The sequence below is a fragment of the Mesorhizobium sp. M1143 genome (assembly GCF_040318435.1).
In the GTDB taxonomy this organism is placed as follows: Bacteria; Pseudomonadota; Alphaproteobacteria; order Rhizobiales; family Rhizobiaceae; genus Mesorhizobium.
Map to the genome: position 1 here is coordinate 112,644 of NZ_JAMYMJ010000003.1, position 20,489 is coordinate 133,132.

At 64.5% G+C, this 20,489-nt stretch carries 21 protein-coding genes; 9 read left to right on the top strand and 12 right to left on the bottom strand.

Annotation, left to right across the window (positions count from 1 at the left end; genetic code table 11):
* Positions 1–9: 9 nt before the first annotated feature.
* From NKH35_RS03810 to NKH35_RS03820, 3 genes are all read right to left on the bottom strand, one after another.
* A complete protein-coding gene (locus NKH35_RS03810) occupies positions 10–483 on the bottom strand; it encodes a tripartite tricarboxylate transporter TctB family protein (protein ID WP_023683080.1) in 474 nt (157 codons plus the stop codon).
* Between the two features lie 98 nt (positions 484–581).
* Positions 582–1,559 (bottom strand): tripartite tricarboxylate transporter substrate-binding protein, encoded by a 978-nt coding sequence (locus tag NKH35_RS03815; RefSeq protein WP_023683081.1) that lies wholly within the window; start codon positions 1,557–1,559, stop codon positions 582–584.
* Positions 1,560–1,737: 178 nt separating this feature from the next.
* A complete protein-coding gene (locus tag NKH35_RS03820; protein ID WP_023669727.1) occupies positions 1,738–2,193 on the bottom strand; it encodes a DUF2214 family protein in 456 nt (151 codons plus the stop codon).
* 141 nt (positions 2,194–2,334) lie between these two features.
* On the opposite strand from NKH35_RS03820, the gene NKH35_RS03825 reads away from it, so the two are divergent.
* From NKH35_RS03825 to NKH35_RS03835, 3 genes are all read left to right on the top strand, one after another.
* Entirely contained in the window at positions 2,335–2,565 is a 231-nt protein-coding gene (locus NKH35_RS03825; protein ID WP_023669726.1) for a YdeI/OmpD-associated family protein, read from the top strand.
* 142 nt (positions 2,566–2,707) lie between these two features.
* Positions 2,708–3,247 carry a GNAT family N-acetyltransferase gene (locus NKH35_RS03830; RefSeq protein ID WP_023726468.1) on the top strand — a complete coding sequence of 180 codons (540 nt, stop codon included), beginning with the start codon at positions 2,708–2,710 and terminating at the stop codon, positions 3,245–3,247.
* A gap of 120 nt (positions 3,248–3,367) precedes the next feature.
* The gene (locus NKH35_RS03835; RefSeq protein ID WP_352913393.1) at positions 3,368–4,468 is read left to right on the top strand and encodes an OmpA family protein; all 1,101 of its coding nucleotides are present in this window, start codon (positions 3,368–3,370) and stop codon (positions 4,466–4,468) included.
* Here NKH35_RS03835 and NKH35_RS03840 read toward each other — a convergent pair.
* Positions 4,455–5,228: an IclR family transcriptional regulator gene (locus tag NKH35_RS03840; RefSeq protein WP_023686553.1), complete on the bottom strand. Its 774-nt coding sequence runs from the start codon at positions 5,226–5,228 to the stop codon at positions 4,455–4,457. The two genes, NKH35_RS03835 and NKH35_RS03840, sit on opposite strands and share 14 nt — an antisense overlap.
* A gap of 206 nt (positions 5,229–5,434) precedes the next feature.
* On the opposite strand from NKH35_RS03840, the gene NKH35_RS03845 reads away from it, so the two are divergent.
* The 5 genes from NKH35_RS03845 to NKH35_RS03865 all read left to right on the top strand — a co-directional run bounded on the left by NKH35_RS03845 (position 5,435) and on the right by NKH35_RS03865 (position 10,659).
* Positions 5,435–6,412 (top strand): Bug family tripartite tricarboxylate transporter substrate binding protein, encoded by a 978-nt coding sequence (locus NKH35_RS03845; protein WP_023726470.1) that lies wholly within the window; start codon positions 5,435–5,437, stop codon positions 6,410–6,412.
* Between the two features lie 125 nt (positions 6,413–6,537).
* Positions 6,538–7,074 (top strand): tripartite tricarboxylate transporter TctB family protein, encoded by a 537-nt coding sequence (locus NKH35_RS03850; protein WP_023726471.1) that lies wholly within the window; start codon positions 6,538–6,540, stop codon positions 7,072–7,074.
* A gap of 4 nt (positions 7,075–7,078) precedes the next feature.
* Positions 7,079–8,602, top strand: a complete 1,524-nt coding sequence (locus NKH35_RS03855) for a tripartite tricarboxylate transporter permease (RefSeq protein WP_023686551.1) — start codon at positions 7,079–7,081, stop codon at positions 8,600–8,602.
* 15 nt (positions 8,603–8,617) lie between these two features.
* Positions 8,618–9,796, top strand: a complete 1,179-nt coding sequence (locus NKH35_RS03860) for a CaiB/BaiF CoA transferase family protein (RefSeq protein ID WP_031196007.1) — start codon at positions 8,618–8,620, stop codon at positions 9,794–9,796.
* The gene (locus NKH35_RS03865; protein ID WP_031196006.1) at positions 9,793–10,659 is read left to right on the top strand and encodes a citryl-CoA lyase; all 867 of its coding nucleotides are present in this window, start codon (positions 9,793–9,795) and stop codon (positions 10,657–10,659) included. The genes NKH35_RS03860 and NKH35_RS03865 overlap by 4 nt, the downstream gene beginning before the upstream one ends.
* A gap of 6 nt (positions 10,660–10,665) precedes the next feature.
* On the opposite strand, the gene NKH35_RS03870 is transcribed toward NKH35_RS03865, so the two are convergent.
* Positions 10,666–11,142 (bottom strand): NUDIX hydrolase, encoded by a 477-nt coding sequence (locus NKH35_RS03870; RefSeq protein WP_023669717.1) that lies wholly within the window; start codon positions 11,140–11,142, stop codon positions 10,666–10,668.
* Positions 11,143–11,262: 120 nt separating this feature from the next.
* The gene (locus tag NKH35_RS03875; RefSeq protein WP_023683090.1) at positions 11,263–11,565 is read right to left on the bottom strand and encodes a hypothetical protein; all 303 of its coding nucleotides are present in this window, start codon (positions 11,563–11,565) and stop codon (positions 11,263–11,265) included.
* 218 nt (positions 11,566–11,783) lie between these two features.
* Between NKH35_RS03875 and NKH35_RS03880 the strand changes: the two genes are divergently transcribed.
* On the top strand, positions 11,784–12,374 hold the full coding sequence (locus tag NKH35_RS03880; RefSeq protein WP_352913396.1) for an invasion associated locus B family protein: 591 nt from the start codon (positions 11,784–11,786) through the stop codon (positions 12,372–12,374).
* Positions 12,375–12,389: 15 nt separating this feature from the next.
* Here the strand turns inward: NKH35_RS03880 and NKH35_RS03885 are convergent, their stop codons facing one another.
* The 6 genes from NKH35_RS03885 to kdpA form a co-directional block, all read right to left on the bottom strand.
* Positions 12,390–13,082: a response regulator transcription factor gene (locus NKH35_RS03885; RefSeq protein WP_023733578.1), complete on the bottom strand. Its 693-nt coding sequence runs from the start codon at positions 13,080–13,082 to the stop codon at positions 12,390–12,392.
* Positions 13,079–15,811: a DUF4118 domain-containing protein gene (locus tag NKH35_RS03890; protein ID WP_352913398.1), complete on the bottom strand. Its 2,733-nt coding sequence runs from the start codon at positions 15,809–15,811 to the stop codon at positions 13,079–13,081. Before NKH35_RS03890 ends, NKH35_RS03885 begins: the two co-directional genes overlap by 4 nt.
* Before the next feature lie 67 nt (positions 15,812–15,878).
* Positions 15,879–16,445, bottom strand: a complete 567-nt coding sequence (gene kdpC / locus NKH35_RS03895) for a potassium-transporting ATPase subunit KdpC (RefSeq protein WP_023744101.1) — start codon at positions 16,443–16,445, stop codon at positions 15,879–15,881.
* 12 nt (positions 16,446–16,457) lie between these two features.
* Positions 16,458–18,551: a potassium-transporting ATPase subunit KdpB gene (gene kdpB, locus NKH35_RS03900; RefSeq protein ID WP_027049747.1), complete on the bottom strand. Its 2,094-nt coding sequence runs from the start codon at positions 18,549–18,551 to the stop codon at positions 16,458–16,460.
* Complete coding sequence (locus NKH35_RS03905; protein ID WP_023733576.1) at positions 18,548–18,775, bottom strand: hypothetical protein; 228 nt, start codon at positions 18,773–18,775, stop codon at positions 18,548–18,550. The genes kdpB and NKH35_RS03905 overlap by 4 nt, the downstream gene beginning before the upstream one ends.
* Positions 18,776–18,783: 8 nt before the next feature.
* Complete coding sequence (gene kdpA, locus NKH35_RS03910) at positions 18,784–20,487, bottom strand: potassium-transporting ATPase subunit KdpA (protein ID WP_023733575.1); 1,704 nt, start codon at positions 20,485–20,487, stop codon at positions 18,784–18,786.
* Between the last annotated feature and the right edge of the window lie 2 nt (positions 20,488–20,489).

Consider the following 20,489-nt stretch of genomic DNA (forward strand, 5'->3'; position numbering starts at 1 on the left):
CTCAGCGCCTCACAATGCCAGCCATTGGGGCAACCAGGGGCCGAAGCGCTGGAATGGCAGCCCGAGCGCGTAGCTGAAGACCAGCACCGAAAACAGCGTCAGGCCGGCCGACAGCAGAAGTGCCGTCAGCGGCTTCATGCGGGCGCTGGCAAAAGAGGCGATCAGCGCCGTCAGGAAGATCGACGGGACGAAGCCGAGGCCGCGCACGGTCATGCCGAAAAAGATCGGCGCCGGCAGGATGAACAGCATGCCGCGCCACGCAATGGGGCCGATCGGCTCGCCCTCGACGCGCACCGCCTGAACGAGGATGATGGCGCCGAGCACGATCAGCACGATCGCCAGCACCAGCGGGAAATAGCCCGGTCCCATGCGGAAGGCGGTGCCGATTTCGAGGCCGAGCGATTGTATCGCGAAAAAGGCGCCGAAAAAGATGAACAGCGCGGCGCACAGGCCGTTTGCCCTGTCGATGGCGAAAGGTTTCATGGCGGTCCTCCCCTGACCCTTGCAACGGGCTTGCCGTTGCAAATGTGAAAACGGACGTCGAAGCGAAAACGGGGCGCCGGCAGCGCCCCGTTCAAGCCTCAGTCGGCGTATTGGCCGGCGGCTTCGATGATCGGCTTCCAGCGCATGATCTCGCCTTCCAGCTTGGCCTTCAGCGCTGCCGGCGTCGCGTCGGCCTCGGACGACGGCTTGGTGCCGAGTTCGGCGAAGCGGGCGATGACGTTGGGGTCCTTCAGCGCGACCTGGAGCGATTTCGACAGTCGGCCGGTGATCTCGGCCGGCGTGCCCTTCGGCGCATAGAGGCCGTGCCAGATGCCGACCTGCACCGCGGGCAGGCCGGCTTCGATGGTCGTCGGCACGTCCTTCAGCACGTCGAGGCGCTCCGGCGTGGTGACGGCATAGGCCTTGATCGTGCCGCCCTGGATCTGCTTGGTGGTGTTGGTGGTCTGGTCGCACATAATGTCGACCTGGCCGCCGAGAAGGTCGGTCATGGCCGGACCGGTGCCCTTGTAGGGCACGGTGACCAGCGGCGTGCCGATGGCGCTCATGAACAGCATGCCGCACAGATGCGAGGCAGCGCCGATGCCGGCATTGGCGACGGTGATGGTGTCCTTGTTGGTCTTGGCGTATTCGACCAGCCCTTTCAGGTCGGCCGGCTCCAGGTCCTTGCGGGCGACGATGGCCATCGGCACCTCGGTGACGAGGCCGACATACTCGAAGGCGTTCAGCGTGTCGTAGGCGAGTTTTCTGTAGAGGGTCGCGCTGGTCGCCATGCCGATGTGATGGAGGAGCAGCGTGTAGCCATCCGGGTCGGCGTTGGCGACGCGGCCGGCGCCCAGCGTGCCGCCGGCGCCGCCGACATTTTCGACGATGATCTGCTGGCCGAGATCCTTCGACATGGCTTCGGCGACGAGCCGCGTAACCGTGTCGGTCGGACCGCCGGCCGCAAACGGCACGACGACGGTGATGGTGCGCTCGGGATAGGTCTGTGCGCTGGCGGTGAACGAATAAAGCGTGACGGCCGCGGCGGCGGCCAGGGCGGCTACAATTTTCCTCATCGTAATTCTCCTCCCAGGATATCAATCTCCGATCGCTGTGCAGGTCAGGCAGCGAGGGTGCAACAAAGGCAAGCTAACAGATTGTCGCCTGACGCAAACTGCAAAATACAGTCGTGCGCAACCATGGCGATCAGTGGGGAGTATGCCCGGAGGAGATGGGTTTGGTGTTGGCGTTGCTTCAATAATCGTAGCCGCGCGCCATCGCCGCCGCGAAGATCGGGATCAGCAGGAAGATGAAGGCTTCGGCGCGCACATAGGTCTTCACCGAGGCGAGTTCCGCAACCGGCACCTGAAAGCCGGGATTTGCACTGGCTTGCCGGTTCCAGGAGATGAAGCGGATGGTCGGGATGATCGACAGCAGGCCAACGATGCCGAATGCCGCCATCTTGGTCCAAAACACCCAGTTGTAGACATAGAACTCCCAGCCCTTCAGGCCGTAGACGACGCGGCCGATGCCGACGATGATGATCGACATCGCGAGGATGCCGTAGTGGCGGTCGATGCCGGCAAGCCGCTTCAGCGTGGCGGCGGAGAGGTCGCCGCGGATCAGGACAAATTCGGCGCCAATGATGCCGGCCAGCGAGAACACCAGCAGATGATGGAAAATGGCAAGCACGAGATCGGTGGTGTCCATGGCGTTCTCCTCCCATTGGCGGTATCGAGACCGGCCCTTGCCGGACCGGTTGCGAAAGGTAGCATCGTTCGGCAGAATTCCCAGAGGCGGATCTGGGTTGGACCATCGGCGTCGCCATCCTGACAGCTGGGGTTTTCTGAAATGACCGGACTGAAGCGCGCCCTGTACCCGATGCCGGACGACATCCGCATCGCCCTGACCGAAAAAGGACTGACAGCGGCCTACGAGGCGCGGCCGGACTACCAGAAGAACGATTATCTCGGCTGGGTCGCCCGCGCCAAACGCAGCGACACCAGGCAGAAGCGGCTCGACCAGATGCTGGACGAATTGCGGCGCGGTGGGCTCTACATGAAGATGGTCTGGCACGGCTGAAAGTAAGCCGACGCTGTTCGCTTCGACCGCCTGGTCGCGCCAGGCCGTTCGGAAGCTTCCCTGGCTGAATGATGATCCGGCTTGGCCCTTGTCCGGGCGCGCTGGTTTGCTAAGCGCTGACCGTCAACGGAGGCAGAGTTTCATGGGCAGTCCAAAAACAGCCGGCGTCCCGGTTCTCGAAACGGAACGGACCATCATGCGGGCGCACCGGATCGAAGACTTCGACAACTATGCTGTCATGTGGGCCGACCCCGTCACCACCCGTTTCATCGGCGGCAAGCCGCGGACGCGGGAGGAAAGCTGGATGCGGTTCCTGCGGCATGCCGGCCTGTGGTCGCTGCTTGGCTACGGCTTCTGGGCGGTCGAGGACAAGGCCAGCGGTCGCTTCATCGGCGAGGCCGGATTCCACGATCTGAAGCGCGACATCGAGCCGTCGCTCGAGGGCATTCCGGAAGCCGGCTGGGCGCTGGCGCCGCAAGCGCATGGCAAGGGTCTTGCCAGCGAAGTCGTCAGAAGGGCCCTGGCCTGGGGCGACGAAACCTTTGCCGGCGCGAGAACCGTCTGCATCATCGATCCGGAAAACACCGGCTCGTTGAACGTCGCGGCAAAGTGCGGCTACACCAAGGTCCTGGAAACCACTTATCACGATGGGCCGACGATCCTGCTCGAACGGCGGGTGTGAAGCGCTTCATCGACGCAATTTCCACGTTCTGCTAGGGTTGGCTATTCTAATCTAGCTACGCAATTCCTGTGGGAAAACCGCTCACACTTTTCCTGGAATTGCTCTTTGGGGGAGCCGACCATGCGTGCGATCAATGCGATATTTCTGAAGCTTTTCTGGGCGGGGCTGCTGCTCCTGGCGGCCGTGCAACTGGCGGGCGCCGATGCGACGGTGCCGACCGCCGACATCGAGGGCGGTGCCGACAATCATCTGGCCAAGCGCTATGAGGGGTCGTTCATCGTCTCCTACGAAAAATTCGCCTATACCGATTTTACAGTGCCGCTGTCGCCGCTGAAGCCGAGCGCCGATCCGGATGCCCGTGACACGATGAACAACCGTGTGTTCGCGCCGGACATGAAGGCCGAGGTCGAAGGCGCGCTGACCCGCATCGCCTATGTGCTGCCGGCCGAGCGCTCCCCGCTCGAAGTGCTGCGCAACTACCAGGATGTGATCGCGGCCGCCGGCGGCGAAGTCCTGTTCGAATGCAAGAAGGAAGAGTGCGGCGGCGCCGCCGACCGGTCGGCGAGCGGGGGCGGCGGCGACATGAGCCTGATGATGTATTTCTTCCATGAAAGCGACGTCAAGGACGCGGCCTTTTCCAATGGCGCCTGTGCGGTAACCACCGGTATCAACGACCAGCGCTTCTTCGCTGCCAAGGTGCCGCAGGATGGCGGCGACGCCTATGTCACTGTTCAGGCCTATTCGCTGATCGACGACCTCTACTGCAAGGAACTCAACGGCCGCACCATCGCCGTCGTTCAGGTGCTGGAGCCCAAGGCGCGCGACAAGAAGATGGTGGTGGTCGAAGCGGCCAAGATGGCGGATTCGCTGTCGGCCACCGGCTCCATCTCGCTCTACGGCATCTTCTTCGACACCGACAAGGCCGACATCAAGCCGGAATCGGAACCGACGCTGAAGGAGATCTCGACGCTTCTGACCAACGAGCCCGGTATGGCGGTGATCGTCGTCGGTCATACCGACAACCAGGGCGCCTTCGACTACAATATCGATCTGTCGTCGCGGCGGGCGCAGTCGGTGAAGGCGGCGCTGGTCTCGAAATACGGCATCGATGGCGGCCGGCTGACCGCCGCCGGCGCCGGCATGATGGCGCCCGTCGCCAGCAATGACGGCGAAACCGGCCGCGCCAAGAACCGCCGTGTGGTGCTGGTCAAGGCGAACTGAGGCCGATCACGGTTTCAGCGCCGGCTAGGCGCGCTGCCTGCTCCAGCATCGAGGCATCCTCGCCGAAGGCGCGGGTGGCGCGAGCGGCGGCCTCCAGCAGGTCCGGTGTCATGCGGCGCAGGAACGCCGTATCGACGCGTGTCGACGGGCCGGCGAGCGTCAAGGCGCCGAGCAGAACGCGGCCCGGTCCGAACACCGGCACCGAGACGCCCGCCGTCTCAGGGTCGCGGTCGCCGATCGACAGATAGTGGCAGGCGTTGCGGATGGTCTCGTATGGTTCGCCCGGCTGGCCTGAAAACGCTGCCAGCACGCGGCCGCCCGAGCCGGTGAGCAACGGCAGCAGGTCGCCTTCCCGGATCGTGTAGCGGATAGGATGCTTGGATTCGACGCGGTAGAGACAGGTGCGGGCGTCGCCCGAGCGGACATAGAACGCCACGCTTTCCCAACTGCGTTCGGCAAGATCACGCATGATCGGCAGCAGGATGTCGACCGCCACGACCGAGCGCTGGTAAAGCGCGCCAAGCCGAAAGGTGGCGGGTCCGATGCGGTAGCGGCCATCGTCGAGCCGCTCCAGCAACTGCCCGCGCAGCAATGAGTTCGCCAGCCTCAAAATGGTGCTTTTGTAGAGCCCGGTGCGCGCCGCGATCTCGGCCAGGCTGAGCGAGCGGTCGGCGGTCGCGAACGCGTCGAGAATGGCGATCGCGCGGTCGAGCGCGGCAACACCATCGGCCGGCAACGGCTGGGATCGCGCTTCGGTCATCTCACGAACAGTTTCATTCCAGTTTACCTGCTCGGACAAAGGCCGGCCGAAGCGATTGTGCCGCACATCCATGGTTCTGTCTAGTAGAACAGCGTTCCTGTTGACAGAACGTACCGAAATCGGCATGAATTTTTGCCGAGCGGGTCTGTTTTCAGGCTACGTTTCTGGCAGGCACCGGAGGAGGTGTCGTGATTTGGAGGAATCCCATGCTGAACAGACGCAGATTTTTGATGAGCACCGCGGCCGCAGGCGCTGCCGGATTCGTTGCAACGCATTTGACGCCCGCCCTCGGTCAGGATGCACCGCAGATCCAGATCTTCGTGCCGGCCGCGCCCGGCGGCGGCTGGGACCAGACGGGGCGCACCATCGACCAGGTGCTGCGCAGTGAAAAACTGATCTCCGGCTCGCAGATCACCAATGTCGGCGGCGCCGGCGGTACTGTCGGCCTGCCGCAGTTCATCAGCCAGTGGAAGGGCAAGGGCAATTCGCTGATGGTGGCCGGCATGGTCATGGTCGGCGCCATCATCGCCAACAAATCGGCCAACAACCTCTCCGAAGTGACGCCCATCGCTCGCCTCACCGGCGAGTTCGAGGCGCTGGTGGTGCCGGCGGATTCGCCGTTCAAGACGGCCGGCGATTTCGTCGCCGCGCTCAAAGCGGATCCGACCAAGGTTCCGGTGGCCGGCGGCTCGGCCGGTGGCTCCGACCACATCCTGTTCGGGCTGATCGCCAAGACGGTCGGCGTTCCGGCAACCAACCTCTCCTATGTGCCTTTCGCCGGCGGCGGCGAGGCGCTGTCGGCGCTGCTCGGCAACCAGGTGGCGGCCGGCATTTCCGGCTTCGGCGAGTTCTCCGAGCAGGTCAAGGCGGGCGCGCTTCGGCTGTTGGCGATCTCCGCCGACAAGCGCCAGGACGGCATCGACGCACCGACGATGAAGGAAGCCGGCATCGACGTCGAACTGTTCAACTGGCGCGGCGTATTCGCACCGCCAGGCGTCTCCGACGCCGACAAGGCGGCGATGGTCACGATGATCGAGACCATGGCCAAGAGCGATGCCTGGGCAGCCGAATGCAAGAACCGCAACTGGACCCCCATCCTTCTGACCGGCGACGATTATGCGAAATTCCTCGTCGACGACACCGCCCGCATCACCGCGATCCTCAAGGATCTCGGCCTCGCCTGATGTCTTCAGGGGCGGCCACGGCCGCCCCTTCCGACATTAGCCTGCGGCATGGACATATCATGCGCTGGGAGTGAAACTGCGGATGCGGCCGGCGGGAGGATGCCGGCCATCTCGGGAGGACATCGATGAGCACCAGCGACCAGCAGCCGGCGCCCCCGCGCCTTGCCATGCCCGAATTGTTGATCGGCATCGGGCTTCTCGCCTGTGCCGCGGCCGTGGCGTGGCAGACCCTGGCGATCCCGGTTTCGCCGCTCTATTCCAAGGTCGGGCCGACCATCTTCCCCTACATCACCATGACAGGCATGATCGTGCTTTCGCTGCTGCTCATCGTCGCCGCGCTGCGCGGCGGCTGGCAGCCGCAGGAGGAAAAGGAAACGCCGACCGACTGGAAGGCCATGGGCATCGTCGTTGCCGGCCTGGTCGCCAATCTGGTGCTGATCCAGCCGCTCGGCTTCACCGCCGCCTCGGTCATCATGTTCGTGCTCGTCTGTTATGGCTTCGGCAGCAAGCACACGCTGCGCGATGCGCTGACCGGCCTGATCCTGGCGCTTGCCGCCTATTTCGGCTTTGCCAGGGCGCTCGGCGTCAACATTGGCGCCGGCTTCATCGAAAACCAGCTGAACACGGTGATCGACGCGATCATCGCCACTGCGAGGGGCTGACGCCATGGAGACGCTCGGCCATCTCGCCCACGGATTTTCCGTCGCTTTCTCGCCGATGAACCTGCTGTGGTGCCTGGTCGGCACCACGCTCGGCACGGCCATCGGCGTGCTGCCCGGCCTCGGGCCGGCGCTGACCATCGCGCTGCTGCTGCCGATCACCTACCAGGTGGCGCCGGAGGCGTCCTTCATCCTGTTTGCTGGCATCTATTACGGCGCCATGTATGGCGGCTCGACGACCTCGATCCTGCTCAACACGCCGGGCGAAAGCGCCACCATCGTCACCGCGCTGGAAGGCAACAGGATGGCCCGCTCGGGTCGCGGCGGCGCGGCGCTGGCGACCTCGGCGATCGGCTCCTTCGTCGCCGGCACCATCGGCACGATGGGCGTCGCCTTCCTGGCCCCGGTGGTGGTGAAGTTCGCGCTCGCCTTCGGGCCGGCCGAATATTTCTCGCTGATGGTGCTTGCCTTCATCACGGTGTCGGCGGTGCTCGGCTCGTCCTCCGTGCGCGGCCTCACCAGCCTGTTCATCGGCTTCGTCATCGGCATGATTGGCGTCGACCTGCAGACGGGACAGCCGCGCTTCACCTTCGGCATGAACGAACTGCTCGATGGCGTCGATGTCATCATTGCCGCGGTCGGCCTGTTTGCCGTCGGCGAGACGCTCTACATGGCCTCGCGCCGCTATGCCGGCAAGGACGAGATCGTGCCGCTCAAGGGCTCGCTCTACATGACCGCGGCCGAATGGGGGCGCTCGTGGAAGCCATGGCTGCGCGGCGCTTTCATCGGCTTCCCGATCGGCGCCATGCCTGCCGGCGGCGCCGAGATCCCGACCTTCCTGTCCTACGCCATCGAAAAGAAGCTGTCGAAGCACAAGGAGGAGTTCGGCACGGTCGGCGCCATCGAGGGCGTTGCCGGACCGGAAGCCGCCAACAATGCGTCTGCCGCCGGCGTGCTGGTGCCGATGCTCACCCTTGGCCTGCCGACCTCGGCGACCGCCGCAATCATGCTGTCGGCCTTCCAGAGCTACGGCATCAATCCGGGACCGCTGCTGTTGACGACGCAGGCCGATCTGGTCTGGGGCCTGATCGCCAGCCTGTTCATCGCCAACGTCATCCTGGTCGTCCTCAACCTGCCGCTGATCGGGCTGTGGGTACGGCTGTTGAAAATCCCGGCGCCGCAGCTCTATGCCGGCATCCTGGTGTTCGCCACCGTCGGCACCTACGGCATCTCGCAATCGCCGATCGACCTCGTCATCCTCTATCTCCTGGGGGCCGCCGGCTTCCTGATGCGGCGCTTCGATTTCCCGACCGCGCCGGTCATCATCGGCATGATCCTGGGGCCGCTTGCCGAAACGCAGTTCCGCCGGGCGATGACGATCTCGAACGGCGACTGGTCGGTGTTCTACACCCACAAGCTGTCGCTGGTGCTGCTGATCCTTGCCTTCATCGGGCTCGCCGGTCCGCATATCTGGGCCTTCATCGAGCATCGGCGCCGGCGCGGACCCGAGCATGTGCCGGGCGATGCCTGAGCGACCTGGAGCATCATGACCGATCTGCTTGCCGGCATCCGCATTCTCGACCTGACCAATGTGCTGGCGGGCCCTTATTGTGCCTACCAGCTGGCGCTGCTCGGCGCCGATGTCATCAAGGTCGAGACGCCGCAAGGCGGCGATCTGGCGCGCCAGCTCGGCGCCTCGCCGGCGCTCAACGAGGCGGGGATGGGCGCGTCGTTCCTGGCGCAGAATGCCGGCAAGCGATCGGTGGTGCTGGATCTCAAAAGCGAAGCCGACCGCGAACGCTTCCTCGATCTCGTCGCCTCCGCCGATGCGCTGGTCGAGAACTTTCGACCGGGCGTGATGGGGCGGCTGGGGCTTGGCTATGAGGCGCTGAAAGCGGTTCGTCCGGGTCTCGTCTATTGCGCCATATCGGGGTTCGGCCAGACCGGGCCGATGCGCGACAATCCGGCCTACGACCAGATCATCCAGGGGCTGTCCGGCATCATGAGCATCACCGGCACGCCGGAGACCGCACCCTTGCGGGTCGGCTATCCCGTCGCCGACACGCTGGGCGGGCTGGTCGGGGCCTTCGCCATCGCCGCGGCGCTGGTCAAGCAGAAGACCTCGGGCGAGGGCGCGTTTCTCGATGTCTCGATGCTCGAATGCACGCTGTCGGCGCTGGGCTGGCCGGTGTCCAACTATCTGACCGCCGGCGTCGAGCCGCAGCCGATGGGCAATGAGAACATGACGGCTGCGCCCTCCGGCGCGTTTCGCACCGGCGACGGCCTGCTCAACATCGCCGCCAACAAGCAGGAGCAGTTCGTCACGCTTTGCCGGCTGATCGGCCAGCCGGAACTGGCCGACGATCCGCGCTTTGCCGAGCGCGAGACGCGCAAGCAGAACCGCGCTGTGCTGAAGGTGCTGATCGAGACGGCCTTGGCGAGCGCCTCGGCCGCAGCCTGGGAGGAAAAATTCAACCGCGCCGGCGTGCCGGCGGGCCGGGTGCTGACGATCCCCCAAGTGCTTGGCGAGCGCCAGGTGGTCGAGCGCGACATGACCACGCGTTTCCAGGGTCTGCCCGGCATGGCGCAGCCGCTGACCGTGGTGCGCGGCGGCTTCATGGTCGATGGCGCGGCACCCTTGCCGGTCCTGCCGCCGCCTGTGCTGGGCGAGCATATGGACGAGGTTTTTTCCACCCTGCCGCCGCGCGCCAGGAGAAGCGCGTGAGCGAGAGAAAAACCGGCCGCGAACGCGGCGAGGAATGGTGGCAGACCGGCATCATCGAGATGAGCCCCGGCATTATCCGGCTGCGCGGCTATGAAATCCAGGAGCTGATCGGCCGCGTCAGCTTTCCGGCCACGATCTGGCTGATGCTGCGCGGCGAATTGCCGAGCGAGGAGCAGGCGGCGCTGCTCGGCATTGCGCTGGGGGCGGCCGTCGACCACGGGCCGCAGGCGCCGTCGATCGCCATTGCCCGCATGGCCATCACCTGCGGCGTCGGCATCAACAGCGCCATGGCGTCCGCCGTCAACGTGCTGGGTGACGTGCATGGCGGCGCCGGCGAACAGGCGCTGTCCTTCTATGGCGACATTGCCGTGGCACTTGACCAGGGTGTTGCGCTGGACCAAGCCGTAGCCGCACGGCTCGACCGTTTCTTCGCCGAGGAGAAAGGCTATGTGCCGGGATTTGGCCATCGCTTCCACCCGGTCGATCCGCGCGCGCCGCGCCTGATCGCAGTGACGCGCGAGTTTGCCGCGCGCGGCGTCGTCAGCGGACGCTTTGCCGACATCGCCGAGGCCGTCGAATCAGAGGTGGCACGGCGCAAGGGGAAGAAAATACCGCTCAACATCGACGGCGCCACCGCCGTCATCTATGGCGAGCTCGGCTTTCCGCCGCCGTTGACGCGCGGCCTGTTCGTGCTCTCGCGCTCGGTCGGCATCCTGGCGCATGCATGGGAACAGTCGCAGCAAAGCGAGCGCAACAAAGGGCCGCTGCCGCGCGAATGGCTGTGGGCCTATACGGGCACGCCGCTGCGGCCATTTCCCGCTGAGGGGGATGAGGGTCCCGCTGAAGGGGACGAGGGCAAGTGAGGTTGGTCAGGCCGGGTCCGGCACTGCCGGCTGAGGCGGCGCCAGGTTGGCCATCAGCGTCGAGAGATCCGGCTCATCGATGAGCAACGCCGCGTCCTGCGGCTTGAGCCATGCCCGCTGGCGGCTCTTGGCCTCCTGCCAGTTGGCCAGTTCCTCGGACACCTCCAACAGATAGACGACGACGTCGACGCGCACAAAATTGTGCTCCAGCCGTTTCCAGTAGGAATAGCTGCCGGCAGGCGCCTTGCGGGTCTTGCCGAGCACGCCGGCTTCTTCGCGCGCCTCGATGGTGGCGGCCTTGCGCCCGCTCTTTCCTTTCATCGGCCAGCCCTTGGGCACGATAAAGCGCTTCGTCGCTCGCGACGTCACCAGCATCACTTCGAAATTGCCTGAAACGTCCAGACGAAAGGGAATGGCGGCGACCTGGCGAATGCGTTCGCCTCGCCTTGCCTTGCGTACCGCCTTTTTCTTCGTCGTCGCCATGTGCTGAAAATCCGGTCGGCGGGCGCACCGCCGCACGCCGCCTGCAAACCCTGATATGCCCGCGAGGCAATGAGCATTTTTAGTAAATAAGTCGACTAAGTAAATCGCAAGCGACCGATATCAACGGCAAACACGCACAATCTGGTTGTTGACGATCTGAATCGGACAAGCTTGCCGGACGACGGGCACTTCGGGGCGCGGCTGCGGCACGATCCGACGGTCCTGCTCGCGATATTGCTGCTGCTGTTGCTGGAACTGCTGCCGCTGCAGGCTGTTGCGCAATTGCTGCAGCTGGTTCTGCTGGATCAGCCGGTTGGCGCTGGGATTGACGGACTGAGCCGCAGCAGATTGCATGATGCCGGCGAGCGTTGCCGCCGCCAGCATTGCCGACATGAGAACTGTCGATAGGCGAAGCGTCGACATCAGTTCATTCCCGTACAGATATAACCTCCTCTCTATATAGGGCGTTCGTCTCGATCTGCCATGGGCCGGTCTGCCATGGGCCGATCTGCCACGGGTTGGCGAAATCCCTGAGGAAGCGGCCCGGCCGCACTTGACAGAAAAGATCGATTGACCGCTCTATCGGGCGCGGATCTCGGCCTCAATCGCGGCTGACTCGAGGCACAATCGGGAGCATATTGATGAAAAGCAGGCAAGTATATTTCGCGGCGCTACTGGGCAGCATCTGTATTCTTGGCCCGGTGGCAGTCGCGGCGCAAACCAAGACCGACAAGGCGGCGCCTGCCGCCGCAGCGCCCGCCCCTGCTGCCGGCCTGACATTGCCTGGCGGCGCCTCGGCGCTGTCCGAGACACATGGCGACTGGACGGTCAATTGCCAGGTAACCGGCACGGCCAAGGTTTGCAGCCTGTCGCATCAGCAGTTCAACAAGCAGTCCAACCAGCGCCTGCTGGCGATCGAGCTGTCGAGCAAGAGCGGCGAGGATGCCGCCGGAACGCTGGCGCTGCCGTTCGGCCTGGCGCTCGCCAAAGGAGTCAGCCTGACCATCGACGACCAGAAGCTGGAAGGCAGCTTGCCGTTCAACACCTGCCAGGCCGTCGGCTGCCTGGTGCCGGTGGCGTTCGATGCCAGCGTCACGCCGCTGCTCAAGGCAGCCACCACGCTGAAGATCGACGCCTTCGCGGCCGACACCGGTCAAGCGGTGAGTTTCACTATCCCGCTCAACGGCTTCGGCGGCGCACTGGCACGGACCGCGGAACTCTCGGCGGACTGAGCGGAAAACGTCCGGTCACTCAACCTCGCGCAGCCGGTACCCCACCCCGGTTTCGGTGGTGATGTAGCGCGGCTGGTCGGGCGACTTTTCGATCTTCTGCCGGAGCTGGCGGACATAGACCCTGAGATACTGCACGTCGGTCGAATCGCCCCACACCTGCTTCAGAATGAAATGGTGGGTCAGCACCTTGCCGGCATGCTGCACCATAATACGCAATATGTCGTATTCCTTGGGGGAGAGCTTTATCTCCTTGCCTTCGACCTTGACGATGCGCTTGACCAGGTCGACCGAGAGATCGCCGGTCTGAAACACCGGCTTTTCGCCCTGCTGCTGGAATTTGTGGCGCAGCGCGACGCGGATGCGGGCGACAAGCTCGTTCATGCCGAACGGCTTGGTGATGTAGTCGTCAGCGCCGAGTTCGAGCGCCGCGACGATGCCGGCTTCGTCGGTGCGGCTGGACAGGATGACCACGGGCACGTCGAGGCCGTCGTCGCGCCATTTCCGCAGGAGATCGAGGCCACCCATGCCGGGCAGGCCGAGGTCGAGCAGGATCAGATCCGGCTTTTGTGCATCGACGAGTTCGATCGCAGCCTTGGCGTTGGGCGCTTCGCTGACCGCATAGCCCTGGCTGCCGAGGCCGACGCGCAGCAGTTTGCGGATCGGCGGCTCGTCATCGACGACCAGTATGCTGACATTGGAATTTGTCATGCCGGATCACCAGATGCTTGCTCGTCCACACCTGATACGTCCGTATCGGACGATTGTACCAACCTCGGCATGCGGATTGTGAAGACTGCGCCCGGGCGATCGCTGCGGTTCGCCGCCAGGATCGTGCCGCCCATCGCCTCGATGAAGCCCCGGCAGATCGACAGGCCGAGCCCGGTGCCGGCCTGGACCTGATCGCGCTTGCGCACCCGGTAAAAGCTGTCGAAGACGCGCTCCAGGTCGGCGGGCGGAATGCCCGGTCCCTCATCCATGATCTGCAGCGCGACGGAGCCATTGTCGGCCCAGCCCTGCAGCCGGATTGTCGATCCCTGTGGCGCGTATTTCGCGGCATTGTCGAGCAGATTGAACAGCATTTGTTCGAACAGCACGGGATCAAGCTTCAGCATCGGCAGGTCGGCCGGAATATCAACCTCGGTCTTGTGCCCGGCAGTGATCTTGCGTGCCCGCTGCAAGGCCGAGCCAACGACATCGCCGACATAGTGCAGGGCGAAATTCGGTTCCATGGCGCCCGATTCAATCTTGGTCATGTCGAGCAGATTGGCGATGAAGCGGTTCAGCCGTTCGGACTCGTCGAGCACGGTGGTCAGCAGCTCGGCCCGATCGTCCTCGGGCAGTGCCGGCGCAAATTCCCTGAGCGTGCCGGCCGCGCCCATGATTGCCGCCAGCGGCGTCTTCAGATCATGCGAGATCGACGTCAGCAGTGCCGAGCGCAAGCGGTCGGCCTCGGCCACCAGCCTGGCGCGGTCGACATCGGCGACCAGCTGGATGCGCTCGATGGCAACCGCCGCCTGGTCGGCCAGCGCGTCGAGCAGGCGCTGTTGCTCGGGCGTCAAGAGCGGCCCCTGCTTGTCATTGTCGAGGCCGACGACGCCGATGGCGGTACGGCCGGTCCGCAAGGGCAGGTAGAGCCGTTTTGCCCCGGGCAGGGTATCGGCGCCACGGCCGGCAGCCCGGTTGTGTTCCCAAGCCCAGCGTGCAGCCGCGATGTCGGCCTCGGCCAGCGTGTCATCGGGGGGATAACCGGCCTTGACGGTGATCGTGCCTTCTTCCGGCAAAAGCAGCACCACGCGCAGCTTCAGCATCGAGGCGATCTGGAAGGCTGTGGCCCACAAAACGTCGTCGAGCGTGCCGGCGCCGGCGAGCTTCTTTGAAAAGAGGTAGATGTCCTCGGTGGCCCGGGCGCGTGAACGGGCGGCGGCTGCCTGACGCTGCACACGCGCCGTCAGATTGCTGGCGATGACGGCAACGACGAGGAAGACGGCGAAGGCAACGATGCTCTCCGGATCGCGGATCGTCATCGTGTAGCGCGGCTCGAGAAAGAAGAAGTTGAAGGCAATGGCGCTGAGGAAACAGGCGTACAGCGCCGGCCACAGGCCAAAGGTCACTGCCGATGTCAGCACCGCCAGCAGCAGCACGCTGGCAAGGTTGCGAACGTCGAGGAACTGATCGAGGATGGCGCTGACGGCAAGCGCGCCGGCGACATAGACGGTCGAGAAAAGATAAGGCCAGATTTGAAATGGCGTCTGCTCGGCCGCCGCCTTGACCCTCGACGTGGCCTCGTTGTCGCGCTCCGTTCCTGAAATGACATGGACGCTGATATCGCCGGCATTGCGGATCAGATCGTAGGTGAGCGAACCCTCGATCAGTTCGCGCCAGCGCGAGCGGGTCGGCCTGCCGACGACGATATGGGTGAAGTTGTTGGCCGTGGCGTGGCGGACGATGTCCTGGGCGACGTTCTGGCCCGGAATGGTCGTCACCTCGGCGCCGAGCTGCTCGGCCAGGCGCAAGAGCGTGGCCAGCTGGTCCTTGTCTTCCTCCGACATGGCGGCCGAACGCGGCGTGTCGACATGCAGCGCCGTCCACGGTGCGCGCAGCCGGTCGGCCAGCCGGCGCGCATAGCGGACACGAGACGCTCCGCCCGGACGCGCATCGACGCAGACGAGCACCCTTTCGCCCGCCGCCCAAGGGCCGGGAATCGCGTGCGACTGCATGTGGTTGAGCAACTGCTCGTCGACGCGCTGGGCGGTACGGCGCAGCGCCAATTCCCGAAGCGCGGTCAGATTGCCCGGCGAGAAATAGTTTTCGACTGCGCGCTGGGCAGTGTTGGGGAAATAGACCTTTCCCTCTTTCAGCCGCTTGATCAGGTCGTCGGGCGTGAGGTCGATGATCTCGATGTCGTCGGCCTGGTCGATGATGGAGTCCGGGACCGTTTCGCGCACCCTGACGCGGGTGATCTGTGCCACGACGTCATTCAGGCTCTCGACATGCTGGATGTTGAGCGTGGTGTAGACATCGATGCCGCGCGTCAGGATTTCCTGGACGTCGAGATAGCGCTTGGGGTGGCGGCTGCCTGGCGCATTGGTGTGGGCGAGTTCGTCGACGAGCACCAGCGCCGGCCGGCGGGCGAGAATGGCATCGATGTCCATCTCGTCCAGCACGCGGTCCTTGTAGTCGACCTTCTGGCGCGGGATGACCTCGTAGCCGTCGACCAGCGCCAGTGTTTCCTTGCGGCCGTGGGTCTCCACGACGCCGATCACTACGTCGACGCCGTCGGCCAACCTGGCGCGGCCGGCCATCAGCATTTCATAGGTCTTGCCGACGCCGGGGGCCGCGCCGAGAAATATCCGCAGACGGCCGCGCTCTTCCCGTTCCGCATGCTCGAGCAGCGCGTCCGGAGAGGGTCTGGTATCGTTGCTTCTGGCGTCCGGCATCAGGCTCGATCATGAACGGCGCCGAGGATCGTGTCGATCCCCGGCCCCTGGCTTCAGAGATTGTCTCTCACTGCTTGGTATCGTCCAGTGCCAGGTTGAGCGCCAGCACATTGACGACCGGCTCGCCGAGGAAGCCGAGTTCGCGGCCTTCGACATGGCTGTCGACAAGCGCCTTGACCTTGGCTTCGTCGAAGCCCCTGGCCTTGGCCACCCGAGCGACCTGGAAATAGGCGGCGTCCGGGCTGATGGCGGGGTCGAGGCCGCTGCCGGACGTCGTCACCAGATCCATCGGCACCGGCTGGTTCGGGTTCTCCGCCTTCAGCTTTGCAACATCGCCCTTGATGCGGTCGATCAGCTTGGGGTTGGTTGGACCGAGATTGGAGCCGCTGGACGCTGCGGCGTTGTATCCGTCGCCGGCAGCCGAGGGGCGGCCATGGAAATACTTGTCGTCGGCAAAGCCCTGGCCGATCAGTTCGGAGCCGATGACCGTGCCGTTTTTCTCGATCAAGCTGCCATTGGCCTGGTGCGGAAACAGCGCCTGGGCGATGCCGGTCATGCCCAGGGGATAGATCAGGCCGGTCAAAACGGTGAAAAAGACGATCATGATAACAGCGGGTCTTATCTGAGTGAGCATGGACGTATTTCCTTAAGCGAGGCCGAGGCCGGTGACGATCATGTCGATCGCCTTGATGCCGACGAAGGGAACGATGATGCCGCCGAGGCCGTAGACCAGCAGGTTGCGGCTGAGCAGCGCGCCGGCGCCGATGGCGCGGTATTTGACGCCTTTAAGCGACAGCGGGATCAGAGCGATGATGATCAGCGCGTTGAAGATGATGGCCGACAGGATGGCGCTCTGCGGCGTCGCCAGATGCATGATGTTGAGCGCTTGCAGGGGGCCGATTGTATGTCCCGGCGCAACGTAGAAGACGGCAAACATGGCCGGGATGATGGCGAAGTATTTGGCGACGTCGTTGGCGATCGAGAAGGTCGTCAGCGAGCCGCGCGTCATCAGCAGCGCCTTGCCGATCTCGACGATCTCGATCAGCTTGGTCGGGTCACTATCGAGGTCGATCATGTTGCCGGCCTCGCGGGCGGCAACCGTGCCGGTGTTCATGGCGACGCCGACATCGGCCTGCGCCAAGGCCGGCGCGTCGTTGGTGCCGTCACCGCACATGGCGACCAGCTTGCCCTTGGCCTGTTCGTCGCGGATCAGCTTCAGCTTGTCCTCGGGCGTGGCCTGGGCGAGGAAATCGTCGACGCCGGCTTCGGCTGCGATCGCCGCCGCAGTCATCGGATTGTCGCCGGTGATCATCACGGTGCGGATGCCCATTTTGCGCAGTTCGGCAAAGCGCTCGCGGATACCACCCTTGACGATGTCCTTGAGGTGGACGACGCCGAGCAGGCGGCCGTCACGCTCGACGGCCAGCGGCGTGCCGCCCGACTTGGCGATCTCGTCGGCGATCGCCTGGAGATCCTTGACGGTGTCGCTGCCGGGGCGCGTGCCGTGAGTGGCCGATGACGACTGGCTGACATAGGCGAGAACCGAATCGACGGCGCCCTTGCGCACCGACGAGCCATCGATGTCGACGCCGCTCATCCGGGTCTGCGCGGTGAAGGGCACGAAGCTGGCATGCAAGGTTGCCATGTCACGGGCGCGGATGGCGTATTTCTCCTTGGCCAGCACGACGATCGAGCGTCCCTCAGGCGTCTCGTCGGCGAGCGAGGCGAGCTGCGCGGCATCGGCCAGTTCCTGTTCGGTGACGCCCTTGACCGGGCGGAATTCGGTGGCCTGGCGGTTGCCGAGCGTGATGGTGCCGGTCTTGTCGAGCAAAAGCGTATCGACGTCGCCCGCCGCTTCGACGGCACGGCCGGACATGGCCAGCACGTTGAAGCGCACCAGGCGGTCCATGCCGGCAATGCCGATGGCCGACAGCAGGGCGCCGATGGTGGTCGGGATCAAGGTGACGAACAGCGCGACCAGCACCGTCACCGGGATATAGCCGCCGGAATAGGAGGCAAAGCTCGGGATCGTGGCGGTGGCCAGCACGAAGATCAGCGTCATGCCGACGAGCAGGATGTTGAGCGCGATCTCGTTGGGCGTCTTCTGGCGCGAGGCACCCTCGACCAGCGAGATCATGCGGTCGAGGAAGGTGTGGCCGGAGGCGGCTGATATGCGCACGCGAATCCAGTCGGACAGAACCTGCGTGCCGCCGGTGACCGCCGAACGGTCGCCGCCGGATTCGCGAATGACGGGTGCGGACTCGCCGGTGATTGCCGCCTCGTTGACCGAGGCCACGCCTTCGATCACTTCACCGTCGGACGGGATGATGTCGCCGGCTTCGACCAGCACGATGTCGCCAACCTTCAGGCTGGTGCCGGGCACCAGCTTGAACCTGGAGCGGTCTTCGCCGGCAAGCAGCTTGGCCTGGGTTTCGGTGCGCGCCTTGCGCAGCGAATCGGCCTGCGCCTTGCCGCGGCCTTCGGCGACGGCCTCGGCGAAGTTGGCGAACAGCACGGTGAACCACAGCCAGATGATGATCTGCAGCGTAAAGCCGAAATCGCCGCCGCCGGTGACGAGATCCTTGACGAACAGGACCGTGGTAAGAAGCGAGACGATGCCGACGACGAACATCACCGGGTTCCTGACCAGCGTGCGGGGGTCGAGTTTCCTGAAGGCGCCGCCGATGGCCGGCCACAGGATGCGGGCATCCATGATGACCGCGGATTTGGACTGGCTCATTTGATGGCTCCAGAATCTGAACTGTTGGCCGGCACCGACCGATCGGATGCCGAAAAGAGGGGCGGCGGACCATAGGCCAGCAGCCAGATCACGATCATGACTGCCGCGAGGCCGAGGAAGGTAGATACGCTGGGGAAGGGAGGGGGCGTTTCCTCCCCCTCATTGCCGGCTCGTGGGCCGGCTCGCGGCCGGGCCTTCATGCGTTTTGGGTAGAACCAGGACATGACAAGCCTCAGAATGTCTGGCCGTTGATGGCAGCCAGGTGCTCGACGATCGGTCCGATCGCCAGTGCCGGGAAGAAGGTCAGGCCGACGACGATCAGGATGACGCCGACGAGCAGGCCGACGAACAGCGGGCCGTCGGTCGGGAAGGTGCCGGCGGAAGCCGGAACCGTCTTCTTCGTCGCTAGCGAGCCGGCAATGGCAAGCGCTGGAATGATGACGAAGAAGCGACCCACCCACATGGAGATGCCGAGCGTGATGTTGTACCAGGGCGTGTTGCCGGAAAGGCCGCCAAAGGCCGAGCCGTTGTTGGCCGCCGCCGAAGTGTAGGCATAAAGAACCTCGGAGAAGCCATGCGGACCGCCATTGGCCATCGAGGCGACGGCGCTTGGCAGCACGACCGCTATTGCCGTGAAGACCAGCATGACCAGCGGCAGAGCTAGGATGGCGAGCATTGCCATCTTGACCTCCTTGGCCTCGATCTTCTTGCCGAGATATTCGGGCGTGCGGCCAACCATCAGGCCGGCGACGAACACGGTGATGACGATGAACATGACGATGCCGTAGAAGCCGGCGCCGACGCCGCCGACGATGACTTCGCCGAGCTGCATGTTGAGCATCGGGATCAGGCCGCCAAGTGCTGTGAACGAGTCATGCATGGCGTTCACCGCACCGCAGCTCGCAGCCGTGGTGATGACGGCGAATAGTGCCGAAGCGGCAATGCCGAAGCGGCTCTCCTTGCCTTCCATGTTGGCGCCGTCGACGCCCAGCGCATGGACCAGCGGATTGCCCGCGGCTTCCGCCCAGTAGCAGATAACGACGCCGGCGATGAACAGCACACCCATCGTGGCCAGGATCGCCCAGCCCTGGCGCTGGTTGCCGACCATGCGGCCGAAGACGTTGGTGAGTGCAGCACCCAGCGCGAAGATCGTCACCATCTGGATCATGTTGGAGATGGCGTCGGGGTTTTCGAAAGGATGCGCCGCATTGGCGTTGAAGAAGCCGCCGCCATTGGTGCCAATCATCTTGATGGCGACCTGCGAGGCGACCGGCCCAAGGGCGAGCGTCTGCTTGGCGCCCTCCAGCGTGGTGGCGTCGACATAAGGCCCGAGCGTCTGCGGCATGCCGAGCCAGACATAGACGAGGGTGAGCACGATGCTGAGCGGCAGCAGGATGTAGAGCGTGCAGCGGGTCATATCGACCCAGAAATTGCCGATCGATTTTGCCGAGGCGCGGGCGAAGCCGCGGATCAGCGCCACCGCGATGGCAATGCCGACGGCGGCCGACATGAAGTTCTGCACGGTGAGGCCGGCCATTTGCACGAGATAGGACATCGTGCTTTCGCCGCCGTAATTCTGCCAGTTGGTGTTGGTGACGAAGCTGACGGCGGTGTTGAAGGCGAGATTGGGCTCAACCGATGCCATCCCGGCCGGATTGTAAGGCAGGACGCCCTGCAGGCGTTGCACAAAGTACAGCACCAGGAAGCTGGCAAGGCTGAAGAAGATGATGCCGGCCGCATAGGCGGTCCAGTGCTGCTCCTCGCGTTCGCTGGTGCCCGAGATGCGGTAGAGGCCGCGCTCAACGGGCCCGAGTATTGGCGACAGCAATGTGCGGTCGCCGTTGAAGACGCGGTACATGTAGCCGCCGAGCGGCTTCACCAGCAAAACGACGATCCCGCAATAAACCAGGATCTGTATCCATCCGTTGAGTGTCATGG